Origin of the sequence: Actinomadura sp. KC06 (assembly GCF_004348735.1) — a bacterium.
Lineage (GTDB): Bacteria > Actinomycetota > Actinomycetes > Streptosporangiales > Streptosporangiaceae > Spirillospora.
In genome coordinates this window covers 1-20,121 of the sequence record NZ_SMKT01000160.1, presented here as the reverse complement: position 1 = coordinate 20,121, position 20,121 = coordinate 1, and the positions used below count along the sequence as shown (strand labels likewise).

General features: G+C 69.0%; 15 protein-coding genes and 2 tRNA genes. 8 read left to right on the top strand and 9 right to left on the bottom strand.

Annotation, left to right across the window (positions count from 1 at the left end; translation table 11 throughout):
- Nucleotides 1-784: 784 nt before the first annotated feature.
- Nucleotides 785-1,657, bottom strand: a complete 873-nt coding sequence (locus tag E1287_RS34520) for a helix-turn-helix transcriptional regulator (RefSeq protein ID WP_131969477.1) — start codon at nucleotides 1,655-1,657, stop codon at nucleotides 785-787.
- Between the two features lie 838 nt (nucleotides 1,658-2,495).
- Here E1287_RS34520 and E1287_RS34515 point away from each other — a divergent pair.
- A complete protein-coding gene (locus E1287_RS34515) occupies nucleotides 2,496-4,100 on the top strand; it encodes a cyclic nucleotide-binding domain-containing protein (RefSeq protein ID WP_131969476.1) in 1,605 nt (534 codons plus the stop codon).
- A gap of 208 nt (nucleotides 4,101-4,308) precedes the next feature.
- Here E1287_RS34515 and E1287_RS34510 read toward each other — a convergent pair whose 3' ends face one another.
- A complete protein-coding gene (locus E1287_RS34510; RefSeq protein ID WP_131969475.1) occupies nucleotides 4,309-5,631 on the bottom strand; it encodes a HAMP domain-containing sensor histidine kinase in 1,323 nt (440 codons plus the stop codon).
- Between the two features lie 203 nt (nucleotides 5,632-5,834).
- Here E1287_RS34510 and E1287_RS34505 point away from each other — a divergent pair, with 203 nt between their 5' ends.
- The gene (locus E1287_RS34505) at nucleotides 5,835-6,737 is read left to right on the top strand and encodes a LysR substrate-binding domain-containing protein (protein WP_131969474.1); all 903 of its coding nucleotides are present in this window, start codon (nucleotides 5,835-5,837) and stop codon (nucleotides 6,735-6,737) included.
- Between the two features lie 54 nt (nucleotides 6,738-6,791).
- Here E1287_RS34505 and E1287_RS34500 read toward each other — a convergent pair whose 3' ends face one another.
- From E1287_RS34500 to E1287_RS34490, 3 genes are all read right to left on the bottom strand, one after another.
- Nucleotides 6,792-7,748 (bottom strand): glycerophosphodiester phosphodiesterase family protein, encoded by a 957-nt coding sequence (locus E1287_RS34500; protein WP_243719628.1) that lies wholly within the window; start codon nucleotides 7,746-7,748, stop codon nucleotides 6,792-6,794.
- A 327-nt stretch (nucleotides 7,749-8,075) separates the two neighbouring features.
- On the bottom strand, nucleotides 8,076-9,800 hold the full coding sequence (locus tag E1287_RS34495) for an adenylate/guanylate cyclase domain-containing protein (protein ID WP_243719630.1): 1,725 nt from the start codon (nucleotides 9,798-9,800) through the stop codon (nucleotides 8,076-8,078).
- A gap of 64 nt (nucleotides 9,801-9,864) precedes the next feature.
- On the bottom strand, nucleotides 9,865-11,289 hold the full coding sequence (locus tag E1287_RS34490) for an amino acid permease (protein ID WP_131969472.1): 1,425 nt from the start codon (nucleotides 11,287-11,289) through the stop codon (nucleotides 9,865-9,867).
- A 267-nt stretch (nucleotides 11,290-11,556) separates the two neighbouring features.
- Between E1287_RS34490 and E1287_RS34485 the strand changes: the two genes are divergently transcribed.
- Together E1287_RS34485 and E1287_RS34480 are read left to right on the top strand one after the other, a co-directional pair.
- Nucleotides 11,557-11,631, top strand: a tRNA-Asp gene (locus E1287_RS34485).
- A gap of 24 nt (nucleotides 11,632-11,655) precedes the next feature.
- A tRNA-Phe gene (locus tag E1287_RS34480) sits at nucleotides 11,656-11,729 on the top strand.
- Nucleotides 11,730-11,793: 64 nt separating this feature from the next.
- Here E1287_RS34480 and E1287_RS46460 read toward each other — a convergent pair.
- Nucleotides 11,794-11,922, bottom strand: a complete 129-nt coding sequence (locus E1287_RS46460) for a hypothetical protein (RefSeq protein ID WP_279507959.1) — start codon at nucleotides 11,920-11,922, stop codon at nucleotides 11,794-11,796.
- A 619-nt stretch (nucleotides 11,923-12,541) separates the two neighbouring features.
- Between E1287_RS46460 and E1287_RS34465 the strand changes: the two genes are divergently transcribed.
- The 3 genes from E1287_RS34465 to E1287_RS34455 all read left to right on the top strand — a co-directional run bounded on the left by E1287_RS34465 (nucleotide 12,542) and on the right by E1287_RS34455 (nucleotide 15,755).
- Nucleotides 12,542-12,940 carry a hypothetical protein gene (locus E1287_RS34465; RefSeq protein ID WP_131969471.1) on the top strand — a complete coding sequence of 133 codons (399 nt, stop codon included), beginning with the start codon at nucleotides 12,542-12,544 and terminating at the stop codon, nucleotides 12,938-12,940.
- Nucleotides 12,941-12,948: 8 nt separating this feature from the next.
- Entirely contained in the window at nucleotides 12,949-15,225 is a 2,277-nt protein-coding gene (gene fxsT / locus E1287_RS34460; protein WP_165969334.1) for an FxSxx-COOH system tetratricopeptide repeat protein, read from the top strand.
- Between the two features lie 155 nt (nucleotides 15,226-15,380).
- A complete protein-coding gene (locus tag E1287_RS34455; protein ID WP_131969469.1) occupies nucleotides 15,381-15,755 on the top strand; it encodes an MmcQ/YjbR family DNA-binding protein in 375 nt (124 codons plus the stop codon).
- Nucleotides 15,756-15,878: 123 nt separating this feature from the next.
- Here the strand turns inward: E1287_RS34455 and E1287_RS34450 are convergent, their stop codons facing one another.
- Nucleotides 15,879-16,757, bottom strand: coding sequence for an RNA polymerase sigma-70 factor (locus E1287_RS34450; RefSeq protein WP_243719629.1), 879 nt, complete (start codon nucleotides 16,755-16,757; stop codon nucleotides 15,879-15,881).
- Nucleotides 16,758-16,993: 236 nt separating this feature from the next.
- Here E1287_RS34450 and E1287_RS34445 point away from each other — a divergent pair, with 236 nt between their 5' ends.
- On the top strand, nucleotides 16,994-18,499 hold the full coding sequence (locus E1287_RS34445) for an MFS transporter (protein ID WP_131969467.1): 1,506 nt from the start codon (nucleotides 16,994-16,996) through the stop codon (nucleotides 18,497-18,499).
- Between the two features lie 176 nt (nucleotides 18,500-18,675).
- On the opposite strand, the gene E1287_RS34440 is transcribed toward E1287_RS34445, so the two are convergent.
- A complete protein-coding gene (locus E1287_RS34440; RefSeq protein ID WP_131969466.1) occupies nucleotides 18,676-19,296 on the bottom strand; it encodes a class F sortase in 621 nt (206 codons plus the stop codon).
- Nucleotides 19,297-19,389: 93 nt separating this feature from the next.
- Nucleotides 19,390-19,899 carry a hypothetical protein gene (locus E1287_RS34435; protein WP_131969465.1) on the bottom strand — a complete coding sequence of 170 codons (510 nt, stop codon included), beginning with the start codon at nucleotides 19,897-19,899 and terminating at the stop codon, nucleotides 19,390-19,392.
- Between the last annotated feature and the right edge of the window lie 222 nt (nucleotides 19,900-20,121).

Genomic DNA, 20,121 nt, shown 5'->3' with positions numbered 1-20,121 from the left:
GAGACGGGCGGCGCCGGGGGTCGGTTCGGGGGCGGCGATGGTGGTTCGGCGGTCCGTTGGCGGCCGTGTTGGGGGCGGTTCCGTCTCCGCGGCAGAGTGATCAGGGACGGTTCAGGTCTGATTCAGGGTTCGGTCAGGGGCGCCGAACCACCCCGAGTTCGCAGAGTTGTCAAGAATAGCCAGTCAAGGCTTCCGGCAATCGCCAGGTTCGACAATTTCTGCGATAGGCGCGAAAAAGAGTCGCGCGACTCAACGTCCGTCCAGATCTCCGCTCTGGATCGCGCTCAGCAGCGCATTCCACTGGGCGGAATCGAGGGCGATGGCGCCCGCTGAGCGGTCTCGCGAGTCCCGGACCAGCACCGATGGCCCCTGCGCCGCCACCTCCACACAATCATCCTGGGCCTGGCTCCGGCTGGCCTTGCGCCAGTTCAGCGCCGTTCCGTGAATCGATCGGCACACCATCCAGCAACCCTCCATCCATTGCCGGCGGGTGCCGTCTCGCCGACCGATCGGACAAGAACACCCGCCCGGCGAGCACCAAGCAGGGCACGACAAACCACGACCTTGTGGATATTTTCCCGATCACGAGTGTAAACGGTTCGAGTTATCCCGCCTACAAGGGAACACAAGATCACTCTGCGTGCTATGAAGGCCACTCGCCTTGTGGGTGCCCGATGCGGCCGTCACCTCCGGTCGAGTCGAGTCGAGTTGCGATGCTGGTGTCAGGCCGTTGAGCCACGATGCTGGAGTCGAACCGTCCAGCCACGGTGCCGGAGTCTGGCCGTCAGTCCATGAGGTCTTCGGCGGCCTGGCGGAGCAGTGCGATCGACTTCTCGGCCGGCAGCGCCTGCTCCAGGAGGAGCTCGAAGGTGTCCCGGTACTCGGGGATCTTGTCGTCGTCCCCGGTGATCATCACGCTGGCGCCCGTCCGGCCCTCCAGGTAGAGGATGTCGTCCAGGTCGCCGTCGAACTCCAGGAGGCTGAACGGCCCTTCGAGGCCGAGGTGCGCGCCCGCCTTGAACGGGATGATCCGGACGGTCAGCCGCTCATCGCGCTCGGCGGTGTCGGCGATGTGGGTGAGCTGGGCGGGCATGATCGCGGGGTCGACCCCGATGCCGACATGGCGGCGGACCACCGCCTCGTCGATGATGTAGTGCTGGCGTGGCGGGTTCTGCCGCTTGGCGAGTTCCTGCTGCCGCTGGATGCGCAGCTTCGCGCCGAGGGCCCTGCCCTGTTCGGACACCTTGCCCGTGGCGAGCACACCGGCGTATTCGGGCGTCTGGATCAGCCCCGGGATGACCGAACCGTGGAACTGCCGGATGTAGGCCGCGCCCGCCGAGTAGCCGACGTAGTTCAGGAAGTTCGGGTCGAACTCACCCCGGTAGGTGTTCCACCAGGCGGGCTCGCGCGCGCCGCGGGCCAGCGACTGGAGCCGCTCCTGCCGTCCCTCCGAGGTCACGTCGTACACCCTGAGCAGAGCCTGCAGGTCCGTCCGGGTGATGGCGTTCTTTCCCCCCTCGACCCTGATGAGCTTCGACGGGGACCATTCGAGCTGCCGCGCCACCTGGTCCTGCGTCAGTTTCTTCTCTTTGCGCAGGCGGACGAGTTCGGCGCGCAGCAATGCGCTCTGGACGATCGGCCCCTGGTCACTGGTCATCTCAATCGCTCACTCTATGTAGTAGATGCCACCAGCCCGCATGCAACCTGGCAACCCGCCACGTAGCGCGATACGTCACGCCAGGGCGCTACCTGACCGGCCCGCGAGAACCCACCCCCGAGGGTCAGACCCGTCATATCGCTCGAAACTCGGCGATGAAGCTGCCAGACTGCTGCATGACTGTAGACTATGTTGTAATGTGCTAGGTAGCAAAGTAGCAGACGCCGACCTGCCACCCGACGTGTTGCTACCTAAGAAACAGGGAAAGACGTTGACGCAGGGTGAGAGCTCAGACGGACGCGCGCCCCGTCCGGGAACTCCCCATCGGCGGACACGGGGACGTACGCCGACGCGATGAGACACCGGACACGCGCCGGACGGGGAGGACGCTACGAAACGCCGGAATTTCGGAAATACCAGAAAAGAAAATAGAGCCGCCCGCCGCCTCCCACCGATCACCGGTTGCGAGCCAAGACGATCGAGGGAAAGCGGAGAGCGACTCCTCGAGACCGCGCGAGATCGTACCGGCCGGTCATCTCGGACTTTCCTGCGAAGCCGCGAAAAGATCCGGGCTGACCTGCTCAAACGTTCTCTGCGGACTCACCCAGTCTAACCGCGATCATGCGGTTCGGGCTAGTAGGTGAAAGCGACTCGGTCCCCCTGAGCGAGCCGATGCCGGGCCCATCCCAGGCAGCCGGACGTGCGGCATCCGAAGTCGCGATTCGAGACATGGGGTTCTCGTCATGTCAAGACATCTGATACTCCCCCTGACCATTGACATCCATCACCCCACGAAACCGCCATTCGCCCTCCGACCGACCGTCTGGCGGGTGCGCTGATGGACGACTACGCCCGCCAGCACGACCCCGACCAGATCGTCCCGTCCGAAACCGGCCCCGCCGACATCCCGTGGTCGGCGCACGACCAGCCTGAGAACGAGCGCCGGGACGTCGAGCGCCACCTCCCCCTCACGCCGGTCCCGTCGGTCTCGCCGCCGCCGAGGCAGGGTTTCTGGGGGTTCCTCACCGAGATCGAGCAGAACGACCTCCTCGCGTGCGTGGACGAAGTCGTCTATCCGGTGGGCACCGTGCTCTGGTTCGAGGGCCAGACCGCCGACCAGGCCGTCGTGATCCAGTCCGGCTCGATCCGCGTTTCGGTGAACCGGGGCGGACGCGAGCGCATCATCGCGTTCCGCGGCCCCGGCGACATCGTCGGCGAACGGGCGGCCCTGCTGCTGCGCCGCCGGTCCGCGACCATCGTCGCCATGGACATCGTCCGCGGCCTGCGCATCACCACGAAACAGTTCGCGAGCTACCTGAGCGACCACCCCCGTGTGGTCGCCGTCCTCGAACGCGAGCTGTACGACCGGCTGACCGAGCAGTCGGGCCCGCTGCCCGAGTCGCCGTCCCAGTACGCGACGAACGACCAATACGCGACGAACGACCAGTACACGAGCGGCCAGTACACGACGACTGACCAATACACGACGGGCGACCAGTACCGGCCTAATGCGCCGCACGACCCCGCCGTCCAGTACGGCTTCCTTGCGCCGCAGCTATCTGCGGCTCTGGACGGGCCCGTCCCAACACAACCGCCTAGCCCGCAAGTGCCGGGCACGCCGCAGGCGCCCGTGACGCGGAACGGGGCGCAGAGGTATGCGACCGTGCCGATCCCGCGCACCGCGCCGCAGGCCGATCACGTCCCGTACACGGCGGCGGCGAACGGCGGAGCCGCCTACCTGATGCGCTCACCGAACGCCACGCCCGTGACGGCGATCACGTCCGCCCCTGCCCCGTTCGAGGACGAGCCGACGCAGCCCATGGCCGTCTCCCCGTCCAGTCACGCCGGAGCGTCGTGGGCGGGCCAGAACTGCACGATCGTCTTCACCGACATCGCGGGCTTCAGCCAGACGCACCGCAACGACCTCGACCGCCTCGACATGCGCCGCGCCATGTACGCGCTGCTCCGCGGGGCGTTCAGGGAGTCGGCGGTGCCCTGGGTCGCCTGCCACATCGAAGACCGCGGCGACGGCGCGCTGATCGTCGTCCCGCCCGAGGTGCCGACCGCCGCCGTCATCAACATGATCGACTCGCTGGCGGTGCGGCTGCGCCAGCACAACCAGCGGTCGAGCGACGCCGTCCGCATCCAGCTCCGGGTCGCGGTGCATGTCGGGCCCGTGATGCCCGACCCGCCTGGAATGTCCGGCTGGGCGCTGATCCGCACCGCCCGCCTCCTGGACGCGCGCCCCCTCAAGGAGCGCCTCGCCGCGACCGGCGCCGACCTCGCCTTCATCGCGTCGACGTTCGTCTACGATTCCGTCATCGCCCACGGCCCCGGCCACGTGAACCCCACCGAGTACGAGCTCATCAGCTGCACGGTGAAGAAACTCAAGACCGAAGGCTGGATCAACCTGCGCGGCGTCCCCGCGCGCACCGCGATCTGACCTGCCCGACGGCCCGTTCCCGCGCGGGCCCCCTCCAGCCCCCCGCTACCGACCCCGCGTGCACCGCATACGCGGGGTTTTCCGCTTTGCCACGCCTTTCCCATTGCGCGCATGCATGCCGGTCTACGCGTTTCCAACCGCCGGCCCTAGTGATCCGGCCTCCGGGCCAGGCGCTCCGGCTGCCGGGTTGCGTGTCTCAGCCGGCCGGTTACGGGTTCTGCCCGCCGCGGCCTCTGGGGATTCGGAGGACGAAGCGAGCCCCCTTGGCGCTGTCCTCGATGGTGAGCGTCCCGCCGTGGAGCCGGGCGATCTCGCGGGCGATGGGAAGGCCGAGGCCGGTGCCGGCCGGGTCGCGGGACTTGCTGGCCTCCAGGCGGGCGAAACGCTGGAAGACGAGGTCGCGGTCCTGCTCGGCGATGCCCGCGCCGTCGTCCAGGACCTCCAGGACGGCGACCGAGTCCTCGCGGCGGACGGTGATGTCCACCTGCGTCTCGGCGTGGCGCTCGGCGTTGTCCAGCAGGTTCGTCAGCAGCCGGACGAGCCGGAGCCGGTCGCCGAGCACCGTCACGCCCTCCTGGATGTGCGGGACGATCCGCTTCGTCCGGTCCGACCTCGCGACCTCGATCGTGACGAGCGCGCCGAGGTCGACGAGTTCGGTGTCCTGCCAGGCGGCGGCGTCCAGGCGGGCGAGCTGCAGCAGGTCCGTCACGATCGCCTGCAGGCGCTCCAGGCTCTGCAGGACGGCCCGGCCCGTCTTCGGCCAGTCGGTCTGGTCCGGATACAGCAGGGCCTCCTCGATCTGGGCGCGCGCAGCGGCGATGGGGCTGCGCAGGTCATGGGACGCGTCCGAGGTGAAGCTCCGCTGCCGTGCCAGAGCGCTGTCGAGACGGTCGAGGGTCGCGTTCGCCGCCTCGGCCAGGAGCCTGATCTCGTCCCGGTTCTCCGGCACCGTCACGCGCCGTCCCGACTCCCCGGCGGTGATCTCCGCGAGTTCGAGGCGGATCGCGTCCACCGGAGCGAGCGTCTGGTCGACCGTCCCCCACGCGCGCAAGGACACGAGCAGGACGGCCAGAAGCGACACGCACACCATGACCAGGAGCAGGCTCGAGCTGACATACCAGGGGACGGTGGGGATCGCCGCGTAGACGATCCAGTCCCCGTCCGGCTGGTAGATGCGGATCCCGACCACCCACATGCAGCCGTTGAACCCGCGCGGCGGGCACAGGACCTTGGTGACGTAGATGTCCGTCTCCGCCGGCCGGAACCGGGCGATCGGCGGGCCGCCCGACGCCTTGCCGGTACCCGCGATCACGCTGCGCCGGCTGTCCACGAGTTGCAGGACGACCTCGTCCGGTGCGGCGAGCCCGCCCTTCATCGCCGGTTCCCGCCTGATCTCGTAGGCGACCCGCAGCGCCGCGGCGGTGGCCTTGTTGCGCTTGTAGTCGCCCGCCTGGCCGCGCACGCCGACGACGATCAGGGTGATCAGGATGACGCAGATCAGTGCGGTGACCGTTCCGGCTATCACGGTCATCCGCACCCGTATGGACCATATGCGCCGTCCGTTCACCCGACCTCCCGCAGGTGAGGTAATCACCGTCCAGACCGGAAACAGTCCTCTGAACAGCCGCAGAGCGCCCAAGAGAGGCCAAAGAAATGGTGCGCCGCACCGGTGGCCTGCCCCGGCCAATCCAGAAGCTCCGGCGCTGGACAAGTCCGCTGTTAGCATCGCGGGTTATGGAGCTGCGCCAGCTTGAGTACTTCGTGGCGGTGACGGAAGAGGCCGGCTTCACCAAGGCCGCGACGCGGCTGCACGTCGCTCAGCCGGGCGTGAGCGCCCAGATCCGGCAGCTCGAACGGGAACTCGGCCAGCCGCTGTTCGACCGGTCCGGACGGACCGTCCGGTTGACCGAGGCGGGCGAGGCCGTCCTGCCCTACGCGCGGGCGGCGCTCGCGGCGGTCGAGGGGGCGCGGCTGACGGTGGACGAGCTGACGGGCCTGCTGCGCGGGCATGTCACGATCGGCACCATCGACTGGATCCAGTCCCTCGACCTGCCGGGCATGCTCGCCGGATTCCACCGAGACCATCCGAACGTGGAGATCACGGTCGTCCAGGAAAAGGCCGACACCCTGACCGGCGGCCTGCGGGACGGACGGATCGATCTCGCGTTCCTCAGCCTCGGCTCCGAACCGCCCGAGGGAATCACGACCCGCGTCGTCATCGAGCAGGACCTTTACGCGGCCGTCGGACACGGCCATCCGCTGGCCCGGCGGTCCACGATCGCGCTGCGCGCCCTGGCCGACGAGGACCTGATCTGCCTGCCGAAGGGCACCGGGCTGCGAGCCGTCCTGGACGGGGCGTGCGCCGACGCCGGTCTGCGCCCGCGTGTCGCGTTCGAGGCGGGCGAGCCGCCCGTGCTGGCGCAGCTCGCCGCGCAGGGGCTGGGCGTGGCCGTCCTGCCCGAGTCCGCCGCCCGCGCCCGGCCGGACGGCCTGCACGCGATGCCGATCGTCCGGCCCCGGCTCAGCGGCCGGATAGCGCTCGCCTGGCGCACCGAGGGCCCGCGCAGCCCCGCCGCCCGCGCCCTGATCACCCGCGCCCGCGACCACCTGGCCCCACCACCCAGTTCAGACGACTGAGCGAGTGATGGGCCAGGCGGCTGAGCGTGCGGTCGAATAATGAGTGGGCGTGGATCAGGCGGCTGAGCGGGTTTGGGCGGTGGTCTCGGTCAGGACGCGGTGCAGGACGTCCGGCTTGTTGGTGATGACGCCGTCCACGCCGAGTTGGACGGCTTTCTTCATGTCGCCGCTGTCGTCGACCGTCCAGGTGAGCACGTCCATGCGGGACGCGTGCACCTGCTTCACAAAGGACGCGGTCAGGTCGCGATAGGTCGGGTTGATCTGGTCGGCGTAGGAGGCCAGTTCGGGCAGGTCCTCGGTCTTCGGTGTGCCGAGCAGCCCGATCGGGACGTTGGGCAGCACCGAGTGGAAGCGGTGCATCGACTCCCAGTCGAACGACTGGACGGCGAGGCGGCGCTCCGCAGGGTCGGGCTGAAGCCAGGACGGTGATCGCTCCAGGGCCGCCGCGACGCGCTTCTCGATCCCCGGGTAGAGGTTGGGGCTCTTGATCTCCACCAGGAGCCCCAGGCCCCGGCCGCGCATGACGCTCAGCGTCTGGTCCAGCGTCGGGACGCGTTCGCCCTTGTACTTCTTGCCGAACCAGGACCCCGCGTCCAGCTTCCGGATCTCGGCGAGGGTGAAGTCGGAGACCTTCCAGGGCCCGCGGCCCGGGTACAGCTGCTCCACGTTCGTCGTCCGGGCGAGCGTGGTGTCGTGCATGATCACGAGCTTGTGGTCCTTGGACTCCTGGACGTCGAGCTCGAACACGTCCGCGCGCTGGGACACGGCCAGCTTGAACGCCGCGATCGTGTTCTCCGGCGCATAGGCGGACGCGCCACGATGCGCGACATTCGTGACATCGGCGGCATACGCGGCGGCACCGTGCGCGGTGCCGGCGCGCGGGTGGGGTTCGGGGACGCCGGACCGCGAGGACGGACCTGGGCCGGTGTCCGCGGCGGCGGGCATCACCGGGGCGATGATCGCCGTCGAAGCGGTGACGGCGATGAGCGCGAGACGATTCCGTCGGTGCATCTTCACCTCTCGGGAGCCTTTCGGGAGCCTTCCGGCCTTCGACCCCGGCCTGCGACCCCGGACCTCGGACCGGGGCCTCGGTCGTCAACCTCGAACCCGGACCCGGACCTCGAACCCGGACCTCGGACCCGGACCGGGCCCTCAGACCCGGACCTCGATCGTCAACCTTGGAGCCTTGGGCGTGCGGAGCCTCGGAACCGAGGCCTTTCGCACCCAACACTCGGACGGTCCGGTGACACGGGAGTTACGGGCCGGTAGCAGACCGTGTACAGCCGGGGACGATACGCATCGTCGCCCATCCGGCACGGTGCGGACACGACTTTTGGATCAGAAATGGACGGCGCCGTCCGGGCCGGATTCCGGCTCGTCGGGCTTGCCGTCCGTCCGCACACCCCTGGCCGCCTTCGACAGGATCAGCGCGCCGAGCAGGAGCTTCCGGCTCCGCCGCAGCGGACGCGGGAACCGGACACGGCGGATGAACGCCCGCCCCGCAGGCGCCTCCGCCTCCACCGGTTCCCCTGGACCGTCCGTCCCGGACGCCGACCTCGGCAGCGGAATCAGCGACGCGGGCGCACGAGGCGTCCCCAGCCGGGTCGGACGGCTCCGGCCGCGCAGCGTCACCGACCGTCCGAGGTTCCATTCCGCCGCCTCGGCGAGATGCGCCAGATCGAGGACGGTCGCCGACGCCAGCACCCGTCCGGGCGTAGCTTTCGCCAGGTCGCTGAGCCGGGCCGCCTCGTTCACCGGATCGCCGATCACCGTGTACTCGAACCGCTCCTCCGCGCCGATATACCCGGCGACGACCGGGCCCGCGGACACACCGACCCCCGCGTCCAGCATCGGCACCTCGGCCCGGAGCCGCCGCGCCAGCTCCCGGGCGGCGCCGAGCGCCCCGCCCGCCGAGTCCTCCAGCTGCGTCGGCGCGCCGAAGATCGCGAGGGCCGCGTCGCCCTCGAACTTGTTGATCCAGCCGCCGTGCGCCGCGACCACCGTCACCACCACGCCGAAGAACCGGTTCAGCAGGCCGACGACCTCGTCCGGGCTCCGCGTGTCCGCCAGCTTCGTTGAGCCGGTGAGGTCGACGAACAGCACCGCCACCTCGCGGGTCTCCCCGCCGAGCGTGATGTCGCCGCGCTCCAGCGCCAGGTCGGCGACCTCCTCCCCCACGTGCCGTCCGAACAGGTCGCGCAGCCGCTCATGCTCGCGGAGCCCGGCCACCATGTGGTTGAAGCCGGCCTGCAACTGCCCCACCTCGCTCGCGTCGTACACGTCGACCTCCGCGCCGAGGTCGCCGCGCTCCACCCGCGCCATGCCCTTGCGGACGGCCTTGATCGGATCAGCGATCGCCCGTGTCGCCATATAGGTGACATAGACGCCCGCGACCAGCGCGGCGCCACCAAGACCCAAGATCGTGATGGCGAGCTGGGTGACGTTGATGTCCGGCGCGGCCAGCGCGGCCACGGCGACGCAGATCAGCCCGAACACCGGGATCGCCGTCCCGAGCGCCCACGCGAGCATCACCCGCGTCGTGACCCCCGGCAACCGGATCTTCCGTGGCCGCTCCGCCGCCAGCACCAGCGCCGCCGCCGGACGCAGCAGCCGCTCCGACAGCAGATAGACGATCGTGCAGGTCGTGGCGGCACCCAGCAGGCACGTCAGGCCGGTCTTCACCGCCAGCCGTCCGGTGAACAGCAAGAGATCGAGCACCGCCCAGCCCAGCGCCCCGATCACCCACAACGCACCGATGAGAAGGGTCAATCGCAACGGTCCAAGGAGCACCGCACGCCGCTGCTGCCGGTCCGGCGTTCCCCCGTCCCGGACGAGGGACACCACGGGCCGCCACAGCCACAGCCCCAGGAACAAGGCCACCGGCACCGCGACCACCGGATAGCTGAAGAACGCGACGGCGTTCACCAGATGCGCATAATCGCGATCGTCGAGCGGCGGATCAGGCACCACGAACGTCGCGAACAGCAGCACGACGACCGAGCCGACCGCGTTGGCGACGCCGACCACCACGAGCAGGACCCAGCGCACGCGGATCTCGAGCATGCTCGTCACGTGCGCCTCCGGAGGGATGGAACCGCCCAGACGGATCATCCCACGGCAGGACCCGTCAGGCGCTCGTACCCTCCGTCTCCACGGCGACCTTCACACCGACCGCGTCCTGCGAGGCGCGCCGCACGAACGGCCACCCGGCCACGACCAGCACGGCCCACACCGCCATCACGTACAGCGCGATCCGCGTGTCGGCCTCCCATGCGATCGTCACCGTGACGAACACGAAGAACGCCAGCACCGCCCAGCTGCTGAACGGTGCCCACGGCATCCGGTAGGACGACGTCGCCAGCGCACCGGCCTTCGCCTTCCGCCGGTAGATCATGTGCGAGACGAGAATGACCGTCCACACCGCGAGCGCGCCTCCGGTCGACACCGACGTGATGTACTCGAACGCCTTCTCCGGCACCACCGCGTTGATCACGACCCCGACACCCATCACCAGCGCCGAGATCACCACGGTCAGCACGGGAACGCCCCGCCCATTCAGCCGCGACAGCAGCTTCGGCCCGTCGCCGTTCACGCCGGCCGTCCGCAGCATCCGGGACGTCGAATACAGCCCGCCCGCGTTGCAGGACGACAGCGCCGCAGTCAGCACCACGAAGTTCACGATGTCTCCGCCGCCCGGAATGCCGATCTTGTCGAACGCCAGCACGAACGGGCTCGCGCCGCCCTTGAACGCCGTCCACGGCACCACCGCGAGGATGACCAGCAGCGACCCGAGGTAGAACAGCGCGAACCGCAACGGCAAAGCATTGATCGCCCGCGGGATGTTGCGCTCGGGATCCTTCGCCTCGCTCGCCGTCACACCCACCAGCTCGACGCCGAGATACGCGAACATCACCATCTGCAACGTCATGATCGTCGCGCTGTACCCCTCGGGGAAGACACCCCCGTGATCCCACAGGTTCGACGCCGCCGCCGTCTCCCCGGCATCGCTGAACCCGAAGATCAGCACCCCCATCCCCACCATGATCATCATCACGATCGCCGCGACCTTGATCATGGCGAACCAGAACTCCAGCTCGCCGAAGAGCTTCACCGAGATCAGGTTCACCACGAACAGGATCAGCAGCGCCACCAGCGCCGTCTGCCACTGCTCGACCCCGGGCCACCACTTCTGGATGTACGTGCCGGCCGCGGTCAGCTCCGCCATACCGGTCGTGACCCAGATGATCCAGTACGTCCAGGTCGTGGCGTACCCCCAGAACGGACCGAGGAACTCCCGGGCATACCCGGCGAACCCTCCCTCCGCCCGCCGGTACGTCAGCAACTCGCCGAGCGCCCGCATGACGAAGAACAGCGCCAGCCCCGCAACGGCGTACATGAGGATCAAGCTCGGCCCGGCCTTGGCGATGTTCTCCCCGGCCCCCAGGAACAACCCGGTCCCGATCGTCCCGCCGATCGCCAGCATCTGGATCTGGCGCGTCCCCAACCCCCGCTGATAACTCTCCGCGCCCTGGTCTGGGAGCTTTGCGACCACGCGGCCTCCCCACCTCTAAGGCCGCCCCTCCCGGAGCGGCGCCACCCTCCGGTCACGCACCGCTGCTCAACCCGGACAGACTAGGAACCCCCGCTGCATAAGGCGAAACGCACCCCACAAACCGCTATCGCCCCGGTATCTCACCGTGGCGCTCTTTCCCCCTCCAGCCCGCCGTTAACGAGTTGGCGACCACCTCGGCCATCGCGTATGCTCTCGGACGTCGCCAAGCGTCAGCACCCTCCGAAGCCGCTAAGCTCGGAGCAGCAAGGTCCTGTGGAGCAGTTAGGAGTGCTCGCCACCCTGTCAAGGTGGAGGCCGCGGGTTCAAATCCCGTCAGGACCGCCCAGACGTGCACCAGCACGTCCCGGGCAGGTAGCTCAGTCGGTACGAGCGTCCGCCTGAAAAGCGGAAGGTCGGCGGTTCGACCCCGCCCCTGCCCACACCTCTAACCAGCCAAAAGGCCCGGAACCCTTCTCGGTTCCGGGCCTTTTGACAGCAACGGCCTCAGCCGAGCACATCCCCCAGCTTCCCGAGCGCCGCCCGCTTCTCATCAAGCGCCGGGTGAGCGTAGATCGTCATGGTCACCTCAATGTCGCTGTGCCCGACGATCTCTCGCACGACGTGCGGCGGCACGCCGAGGTCCAGGAGCAGCTCGCCAGCTCTCCGCCGCGGACTCCCCAGAACAGGCGCCCGCCGGGGCCGGGGCGCGCCTCGTTCTAGTCGCGTAGGGCGATCTCGATCCGCCGCTTGTCGGCTTCGCCCTGCCTCGATGTACATCGCATGGACCCGTAGCTCCAGGCTGTGAGCCGGCCCACTCAGTGACTTGGGTAGCTGGGACGTCATCGTTGAGCCAAGTGGACACGCACTCATGGCGAAGGGCGTACGGGCGCTTGGCGAGCGGCGAGGCGTACTCGGCGTCAGCGGGCCCCATGCCCATTGTTTTAGGCATGGAACTCTTTCTTCGGCGACGGCGAAGGCGAAGGCTCCGTCCCGGACGTTCACGTCCCATCTTCACCTTGGGGCCCAGGACTGAGCCATCACGGGCGAGCCCAAGAGTCGTTGGGCAAGTGCGGGTCTTGGGTGGGCTGCCGAGTCGGATCGGGATGTGGGCGGTGGGCCGGATTCGGTCGTGGAAGGTGTTTGCATCCGGGATGCGGGATGGTGCATCTAACCTCCTGATGACGGTGAGTGGCTATGTGGTCACTGGTGATCGTTTAGTGGAGGGCGCGGGGTGTCTGGGGACTTGGGGCAGTTGGCCGGGCTCGTGACGCAGTACGTGGCCACGGCGGCGGGTGCCTACGGGGTCGCGGTGTTGGCGCGGACGCAGGACCAGGCTGCCGATGCCACGTTGGGGGTCGGGCGACGGCTGGCGCAGAGGATCTTCGGTGTCCGCGCGGACGGCGAGGAGGTGCTCGAGCCGCTGGCCGATGTGATCGACGATCCCGACGACGGTGACAACCGGGCCGCGTTACACGAGGCCGTCCACAAGGCCCTGGCCGCCGATGCCGAGCTGGCGGTGCAGGTCCAGCAGTGGGTCCAGGACGCGCCCAAAACGGGCGTGCGGGTGATGACGTCCGGGGAGCGGGCCCCGGCGGTGCACACCAACCACGGCATCATCGCCAGCGGCGATGGCAACATCTTCCCGCAGTGAGGATGGCCATGACCGACGACGCTGCGGAAGCCGAGCGGCGGGTCAGTTCCTCACCCGCCGCGCACCTACAGACTTCAGGACCTCGGTCGCCAGGGGTCGGTGTCAACTTCGGCACCGTCAAGACCGGCGATGAGATCGTCCAGGCTGCGGCGACGCTTCCAGCTCCGGAGACAGTGCGGCCCGCCGCGCGGATAGTCGGATTGCCGCGCCCAGCCACGCCGGTGTTCCTCGGGCGTCTCGACGATTACGAGCGGCTGGAACAGGTGTTGGCGGCCGCTGGTGAGACGGTGGTGGTGACGCAGGCCCTGTATGGCATGGGCGGGGTGGGCAAATCGGAGCTGGCGTTGCAGTTCGCGCACCGGTCTCGGGCGCGATACGAGGCGGTGTGGTGGGTGACCGCTGAGAGCCCGCAACAGGTCGAGGCCGGGTTGGCCGAGTTGACCCGTCACCTGGTTCAGGATGCCGCGCGGGCGGCGACCACCGAGGACGCGGCCGCGTGGGCGGTCGGCTGGTTGCGGGCGCATCCGGGGTGGCTGCTGTTGTTGGACAACGTCACCGACCCGACCCATGTCGCAGGGTTGTTGGGACGCTTGGAGGGTGGGCATGCGCTGATCACCAGTCGCCGGGACGTCCGCTGGCCCGGCACCACGCGGACCCTGCGGCTAGGGTTGCTCGACCCGGAGCCGTCCGCCGAACTGATCACTGCCATCACCGGGCACACCGCTCCGCGTGACCGGGAGGCCGCCGCGGAGATCGCCCGGGAACTGGGGTATCTGCCGCTGGCGTTGGACCAGGCCGCCGCCTACATTCGTCAGACCCGCATCACGTTGGGGCGCTACCTGGGATTGCTGCAACGGCATCCGGCCCGCTACTACGCCAAGGCCGCCAATGGCGACAAGGCCCAGGCCACCATCGCCCGCCTGTGGGACATCACCCTGGAAACCCTCCAAGATCAGGCCCCGGAGGCGGCCGAGCTGGCTCTGGTTCTGGCGCAGTACGCCCCGGCGGACATTCCTCGATTGATGCTGGGCGGCGGGAACGAACAGGCCGTCCAAGCCGCGGACGCGGCGTTGGGAGTGCTGGCCTCCCACAGCATGATCGACCTGACCGATGAGGTAGTGGAGATGCACCGCCTCACCCGAGCCGCCGTCCTGTCCCGCGACCAGGGCACCAGCGAAGATCATGCGCACAGTGCGGCACGTGACCTTGCCCTCGCCTGGCTCCAGGCGACCCTTCCCGAGGACCCCGAGTCCGATGTGACCGGTTGGCCGGTCTGGCGATCTCTGGTCGGCCACGTGGAAGCGATCGCGGCCCGGCACGCCTCATTCCGTCCGTCCGAGCAGCTCAGCCAAGTGCTCGACCAGACAGGACTGTTCCTGCTCGCGGAGGGCGATTACCAACGCGCCAACGAGGTGCTCACCACTGCGGCTACGATCGCCGAGGCCGTGCTGGGCCCCGACCATCCCGACGTCGCCGCCCGGCTGAGGCACCTGGCCGCTACATACCGCGCACTGGGGCGGGCTGTCGAAGCCCTGCCTTTGGAGCAGCGGGCACTGGCCATCACCATGGCTGCGCTGGGCCCTGATCATCACCACGTCGCCATCGGACTGGCGCACGTGGCCGCCACTTACCGCGCACTGGGACGGGCCGCCGAAGCCCTGCCATTGGACCAACGGGCACTGGCCATCGCCGAGGCTGCGCTGGGCCCTGACCATCCCAGCATTGCCCTCGCGCTGGGGAACCTGGCCGTCACGCTCCGCGCGGTGGGGCGGTGGGCTGAGACGCTGCCGCTGGAGCATCGGGCGTTTGCTATCACGGAGGCTACGCTGGGCCCTGACCACCCCGACGTCGCCATCGGGCTGGGGAACTTGGCGGTCACGCTCCGCGCGCTGGGGCGGGCCGCCGAAGCCCTGCCATTGGAGCAACGGGCGTCGACCATCGCCGAGGCCGCGCTGGGTCCCGACCACCCCGACGTCGCCACCCGACTAGCCAACCTAGCCGCCACCCACCGCGCACTCGGACGAGCCACCGAAGCCCTCCCACTCGACAAACGGGCACTGGCCATCACCGAAGCCGCGCTAGGCCCCCACCACCCCGACGTCGCCACCCGACTAGCCAACCTAGCCGCCACCCACCGCGCACTCGGACGAGCCACCGAAGCACTCGCGGGGATCACCCGGGCTGAACAATGCGCAGTGGCTGCGCTTGGGACAGAGCACCCCACAACACGGTCACTGCAGAAGTACGCCGACCACTTGAAGGATCTGTTCGGAGTCCCGGATTGAACCAGGGCCGTACCACGATGGTCACCGGGAGTGGACTGCGGCTCGGGAAGCTCGCCCCGGAACGGACGCAAGCGGGTGCATCGCTCGAACACCTTCCACCTCGCCCTCGATAGCCTGCACGTAGGAAGCGATAGAGGTCTGGGGAGTGACCAGGGATGGCTGAGGCTGAGGACGTTTGTCGGTTGGCGTCTGCGCTGCCTCATGTGGTTGAGATAGACAGCGACGGGTTCGATTTTCGGGTCGGTGGCAAAGGGTTCGTCTGGTCCTATCCTGAGCGCAGACCGGGTAGGCCGCGCGTCATCCGGACCGATATCGCCGTGCTGTACGTCGGTGATGAGGCGGAGAAGCAGGCGTTGCTGCTCGGGGAGCCGGAACGTTTCTTCACCACACCTGCCTACGACGGGATGCCTCTGGTCATGCTGTGGCTGGACAGAGTGGACCTCGACCGTCTGGAAGAGCTCATCACCGACGCTTGGCGCATGCGTGCGCCGGATGCGATTGTCGGCGACCTCGACATCGCGGCCGATTAACCAGTCAGCCGGGGCAAGGCTGCGGTCTCCCGCTTCTGGGCATGGTCCCTCTGGCAGCCCCGTCATCTGGATGTGCTCCTCTAGGTCGGTGGGGCGTGAGACTTGGGGCTTGGATGTGCGTGTTCAGCGGGTGAGGGTGGTCTCTTGTTGTAGGCGGGACAGTTTTTCGGGGTTGCGGACGAAGTAGAAGCCGGTGACGAGGCCGTTCTCGACCCGCATCGTCACGACGGTGTCGACCTTTCCGTCCAGCCGGAGAATGAGGCCTGGGCAGCCGTTGACCTGGGCCGGCTCGAACGAGGTCTCGGCGCGGAGCCTCTTGAGGCCGGCGGCCAGCAGGCGGCCTACCTTGCCGGCACCGACGACAGGGCGCGGCACGGTGCGGCGGATGCCGCCGCCGTCGCTCAGGGCGACGACGTCCGGGGCGAGGATGTCGAGCAGGTCCTTCAGGTCACCGGTTTCGACTGCCCGTTGAAAGGCCTCGAGCGCAGCCCGAGTCTGGGCCGGGGAGGCGACGTCGCGTGGCCGGCGTGCGGCGACGTGCGCCCGTGCGCGGTGGGCGATCTGCCGGACGGCGGCGGGGTTCTTGTCGACGGCTTCGGCGATCTCGTCGTATCCGAGGTCGAAGACTTCGCGCAGCACGAACACCACGCGCTCGGTCGGTGCCAAAGTTTCCAGCACGAGCATCATCGCCATCGAGACGCTGTCGGCCAATTCGACGTCGGCGGCCACGTCGGGGGCGGTGAGCAGCGGCTCGGGCAGCCATGGGCCGACGTAGGACTCCTTGCGGCGGCCGAGTGTCCGCAGCCGGCCCAGCGCCTGCCGGGTGGCGATCCGGACCAGGTAGGCCCGCTGGTCCCGCACCGTGTCGAGGTCAACGCCCACCCACCGCAGCCAGGTCTCCTGGAGGACGTCTTCGGCGTCGGCGGCCGAGCCGAGCACCTCGTAGGCGACGGTGAACAGCAGGTTGCGGTGAGTGATGAACGTTTGGGTGGCGGCGTCCATGCGGTCCTGACCGGCGGGCGGCCCCGGTGTACCGGTTCGGCTCGTAGCCGATTCATGCATGTTCGTCCTCGATCGTGCCATGCGTACTAGACGACGCTTCCAGGCGCTGTGTGACATCCACCGGTGGTGCAGGTCACATGACCGGGCTGTCACAGGGGTCGGGTCGCCGGCATCTCGTGATTGTCAGGACGCCGCGCGAACGTGCGGCACGCGACTCGACGATTAAGGACGAAGTCATGGCAACCACGAAGGCGCAGCGCCCGGCGGTCGCCCCGAACCGCTGGGCCGCGCTGGCGTTCATCGGGCTGGCCCAGCTCATGATCATTCTGGACGCCACCGTCGTGAACATCGCGCTGCCGTCGCTGCAGCGGGATCTGGGGATATCTGACGGCGACCGGCAGTGGGTCATCACCGCCTACACGCTGGCGTTCGGCAGCCTGCTGCTGCTCGGCGGCCGGATCGCCGACTACACCGGCCGCAAGCGGACCTTCCTGGTCGCGCTGATCGGATTCGCCGGCGCGTCGGCGCTCGGCGGCGCGGCGGGCAACTTCGAGATGCTGCTGATCGCCCGTGCCCTGCAGGGCGGGTTCGGCGCGCTGCTCGGACCGTCCGCCCTGTCGCTGCTGACCGTGACGTTCACCGAGCCGAAGGACCGCGCGAAGGCGTTCGGCGTCTGGGGCGGCATCGCCGGTGCGGGCGGCGCGGTCGGGCTGCTGGCCGGCGGGGCGCTGACCGACTACCTGGACTGGCGCTGGACCCTCTACGTCAACATTCCGATCGCCGCGATCGCGGCGATCGGCGGGTACGCGGTGCTGGCCGAGTCGCGGCACGAAGGCAGGGCCCGGTTCGACGTCCCCGGCGTGCTGCTGGTCACCGGCGGGCTGGTCGCGGTCGTGTACGCCACCAGCCTCGCCGAGTCGGACGGCTGGGGGTCGGCGACGGTCATCGGCCTGTTCGCCGCCGGCGCGGTGCTGCTCGCCGCGTTCGCCGTGGTCGAGAGCCGGGTGGCGCATCCGCTGCTGCCGCTGCGCGTGATCGCCAACCGCACCCGCGGCGGCGCCTACCTGGCCGTGGGCCTGACCGTCGTCGGGATGTTCGGCGCGTTCCTCTTCCTCACCTACTACATGCAGGTCGTCAAGGGATACTCGCCGATCAGGACGGGCGTGGCCTTCCTCCCGATGGCCACGGCGGTCCTGATATCGGCCGGCGGGCTCACCACCCGGCTGCTGCCCAAGGTCCCGCCGCGGGTGCTGATCGTTCCCGGCATGCTCATCGGCTCGGTCGCCATGCTGTGGATGCTCACCCTGGAACCCGACACCTCCTACGCCAGCGGACTGCTGGTCGTCCAACTCCTGTTCGGCCTTGGCGCGGGCATGATCATGCCGGTCGCCATCAACTACGCAACCCACGGCGTCGACGAGGGCGACTCGGGCGTGGCCTCGGCCGGTGTCAACACCGCGCAGCAGATCGGCGGCTCGATCGGCACCGCGCTGCTCAACACCATCGCCACCAACGCGACCGTGGACTACCTGGCCTCGCACGGCAGGAGCCCGGCCGTCGCCGAACAGGCTGTGGTGGAGGGCTTCTCAACGGCCAGCATCTGGGCCGCGGGGATCCTCGTGACCGGCGCGCTGATCGTCGCCGTCCTGATGAACACCCCGAGCCCCAAACACCAGGCCGCCGCCGCGGACGCCGGAAGCGACGCAGACACCGAAGGTACCGAGCCGCTGCTCGCGCACTGATCCCTTGGCGGGACGACCCTGGCGTGATCAAGGAGTCGCGCGACGACGTATCCGGAGTACGAACAGGCTCCGCGTTGCCGTCCACCCTGATTCGGTCTGTGGACGGCGTCCAGCGCGAGGAAAGGCTTGATGATCGCAGGGGCAGCATGGCCGCAATGCGGGCTGGGGCGCGGCGGTCACTGCGGTGGGGGCTGATGGACTGCTGTCTGGGCGGCGTAGACGATGATGTTGTCGCGGTAGCTGCGCTTGTTCTGGTCGAACGCGCCGCCGCAGGTGACCAGCCGGAGCCCGGCGTGGTCGAGCGGGCCGTAGACGCGGTCGGTGGGGAACCGCTCCTTGGAGACGCGTTCCACGGACTCGACGGTGAAGACGGCGGTCTTGCCGTCCTCGCGGGTCACCTCGATGCGGTGTCCGGGCCGGAGCCGTCCCAGTTCGTAGAAGACCGCGGCGCCCTTCGCCGAGTCGACATGGCCGAGGATGACGGCCGCGCCGCGTTCCCCTGGGGTGGGGCCGTGGTCGTACCAGCCCGCCTCGTCCGGGCGATCGGTCGGCGGCACCTGGACGGAGCCGTCATCCGCCAGCCCCAGCCGCGCCAGCGGAGCCTGGACGCCGATCGAGGGAACGGCCACCTGGACGGGGACCGAGCGGTCAAGCACCGGCCCGTGGTGTTCGGCCGCCCGGGGCACCGCCGCCCACGCGGGCGGCTGCGGCGGGCCGTCCGCGCCGCGCAGGCCCAGCCCGACGAAGGCGAGCCCGGCGGCCAGCAGGGCGGCCGCCAACGTCCACAACCCGCGCATTTCCCCTTCACCCGCTCATTGGACAGTTGTTATTCCCGGGAAAGGCTCCGGTGGCGGCCACCGAAAGGGAGACCGGCCACCGGAATTCCGTCGTTACGGGGCGACGTCGCCGCGCCGGCGGACGGCCATTGCGCCGACTCCGAACCCGCCGAGCAGCAGGAGGCCCCCGCCTGCGAGCAGTGCGGCGTCGGCACCGCCCGCGCCGCCCCCGAATCCGGTGCCGGCGCCGCCGCGCGGGGTGGACGTCGTCTTCGGGTGCGCCTTGCCGTCCACGACCACGATCTCGCCGACCGACCTATGGGCGCCGCACCTGACCAGGATGGTGTACGTGCCCGCGAAGGTGTCCTTCTTGATGGTCGCCAGGCCGGCCCGCCCGTCGACCTCCTCGGCGCCGTTCAGCGGGACGGCCCCGCCCACGAACGCCAGCGAGCCGGCCGTCCCGTCGACGGCGCACTTCTTCCCGACGACGGTGATCTTGTCGCCGGGGCGGGCCTGCTTCGGCTGGACGACCACTTCGCCGGGGTCGGCCATCGCGGGTGCGGCGAGCCCCACCGTCATGGCGCCGACGACGAGACCGAAGACGGCAGCTTTTCCGAGTCGCATTTCTACTCCATTACGACACGGTGGCTTACTCGACTTTCAGCTCGTGAACCCGTGCCCCCTTACGCCTTCATACGATGAGGGCGCCACCCATTTGGTTCAAGATTTTCTGGCCCGATGTCGAGGGCGCATGATCAGAATTCCAGCCGAAAGGTTGTTGTGATAGTCGTCACACTCGCCTGGTCAGGCCAGGCCGGGGGGTGGTGGCCGTGGTTGGCCATGGGG

Bases quoted from the DNA above. Each gene is read 5' to 3' on its own strand.
- E1287_RS34520 (WP_131969477.1), bottom strand. From the start codon at position 1,657: ATGACCAGTGACCAGGGGCCGATCGTCCAGAGCGCATTGCTGCGCGCC.
- E1287_RS34515 (WP_131969476.1), top strand. From the start codon at position 2,496: ATGGACGACTACGCCCGCCAGCACGACCCCGACCAGATCGTCCCGTCC.
- E1287_RS34510 (WP_131969475.1), bottom strand. From the start codon at position 5,631: ATGACCGTGATAGCCGGAACGGTCACCGCACTGATCTGCGTCATCCTG.
- E1287_RS34505 (WP_131969474.1), top strand. From the start codon at position 5,835: ATGGAGCTGCGCCAGCTTGAGTACTTCGTGGCGGTGACGGAAGAGGCC.
- E1287_RS34500 (WP_243719628.1), bottom strand. From the start codon at position 7,748: ATGCACCGACGGAATCGTCTCGCGCTCATCGCCGTCACCGCTTCGACG.
- E1287_RS34495 (WP_243719630.1), bottom strand. From the start codon at position 9,800: ATGCTCGAGATCCGCGTGCGCTGGGTCCTGCTCGTGGTGGTCGGCGTC.
- fxsT (WP_165969334.1), top strand. From the start codon at position 12,949: ATGACCGACGACGCTGCGGAAGCCGAGCGGCGGGTCAGTTCCTCACCC.
- E1287_RS34455 (WP_131969469.1), top strand. From the start codon at position 15,381: ATGGCTGAGGCTGAGGACGTTTGTCGGTTGGCGTCTGCGCTGCCTCAT.
- E1287_RS34450 (WP_243719629.1), bottom strand. From the start codon at position 16,757: ATGGACGCCGCCACCCAAACGTTCATCACTCACCGCAACCTGCTGTTC.
- E1287_RS34445 (WP_131969467.1), top strand. From the start codon at position 16,994: ATGGCAACCACGAAGGCGCAGCGCCCGGCGGTCGCCCCGAACCGCTGG.
- E1287_RS34440 (WP_131969466.1), bottom strand. From the start codon at position 19,296: ATGCGCGGGTTGTGGACGTTGGCGGCCGCCCTGCTGGCCGCCGGGCTC.
- E1287_RS34435 (WP_131969465.1), bottom strand. From the start codon at position 19,899: ATGCGACTCGGAAAAGCTGCCGTCTTCGGTCTCGTCGTCGGCGCCATG.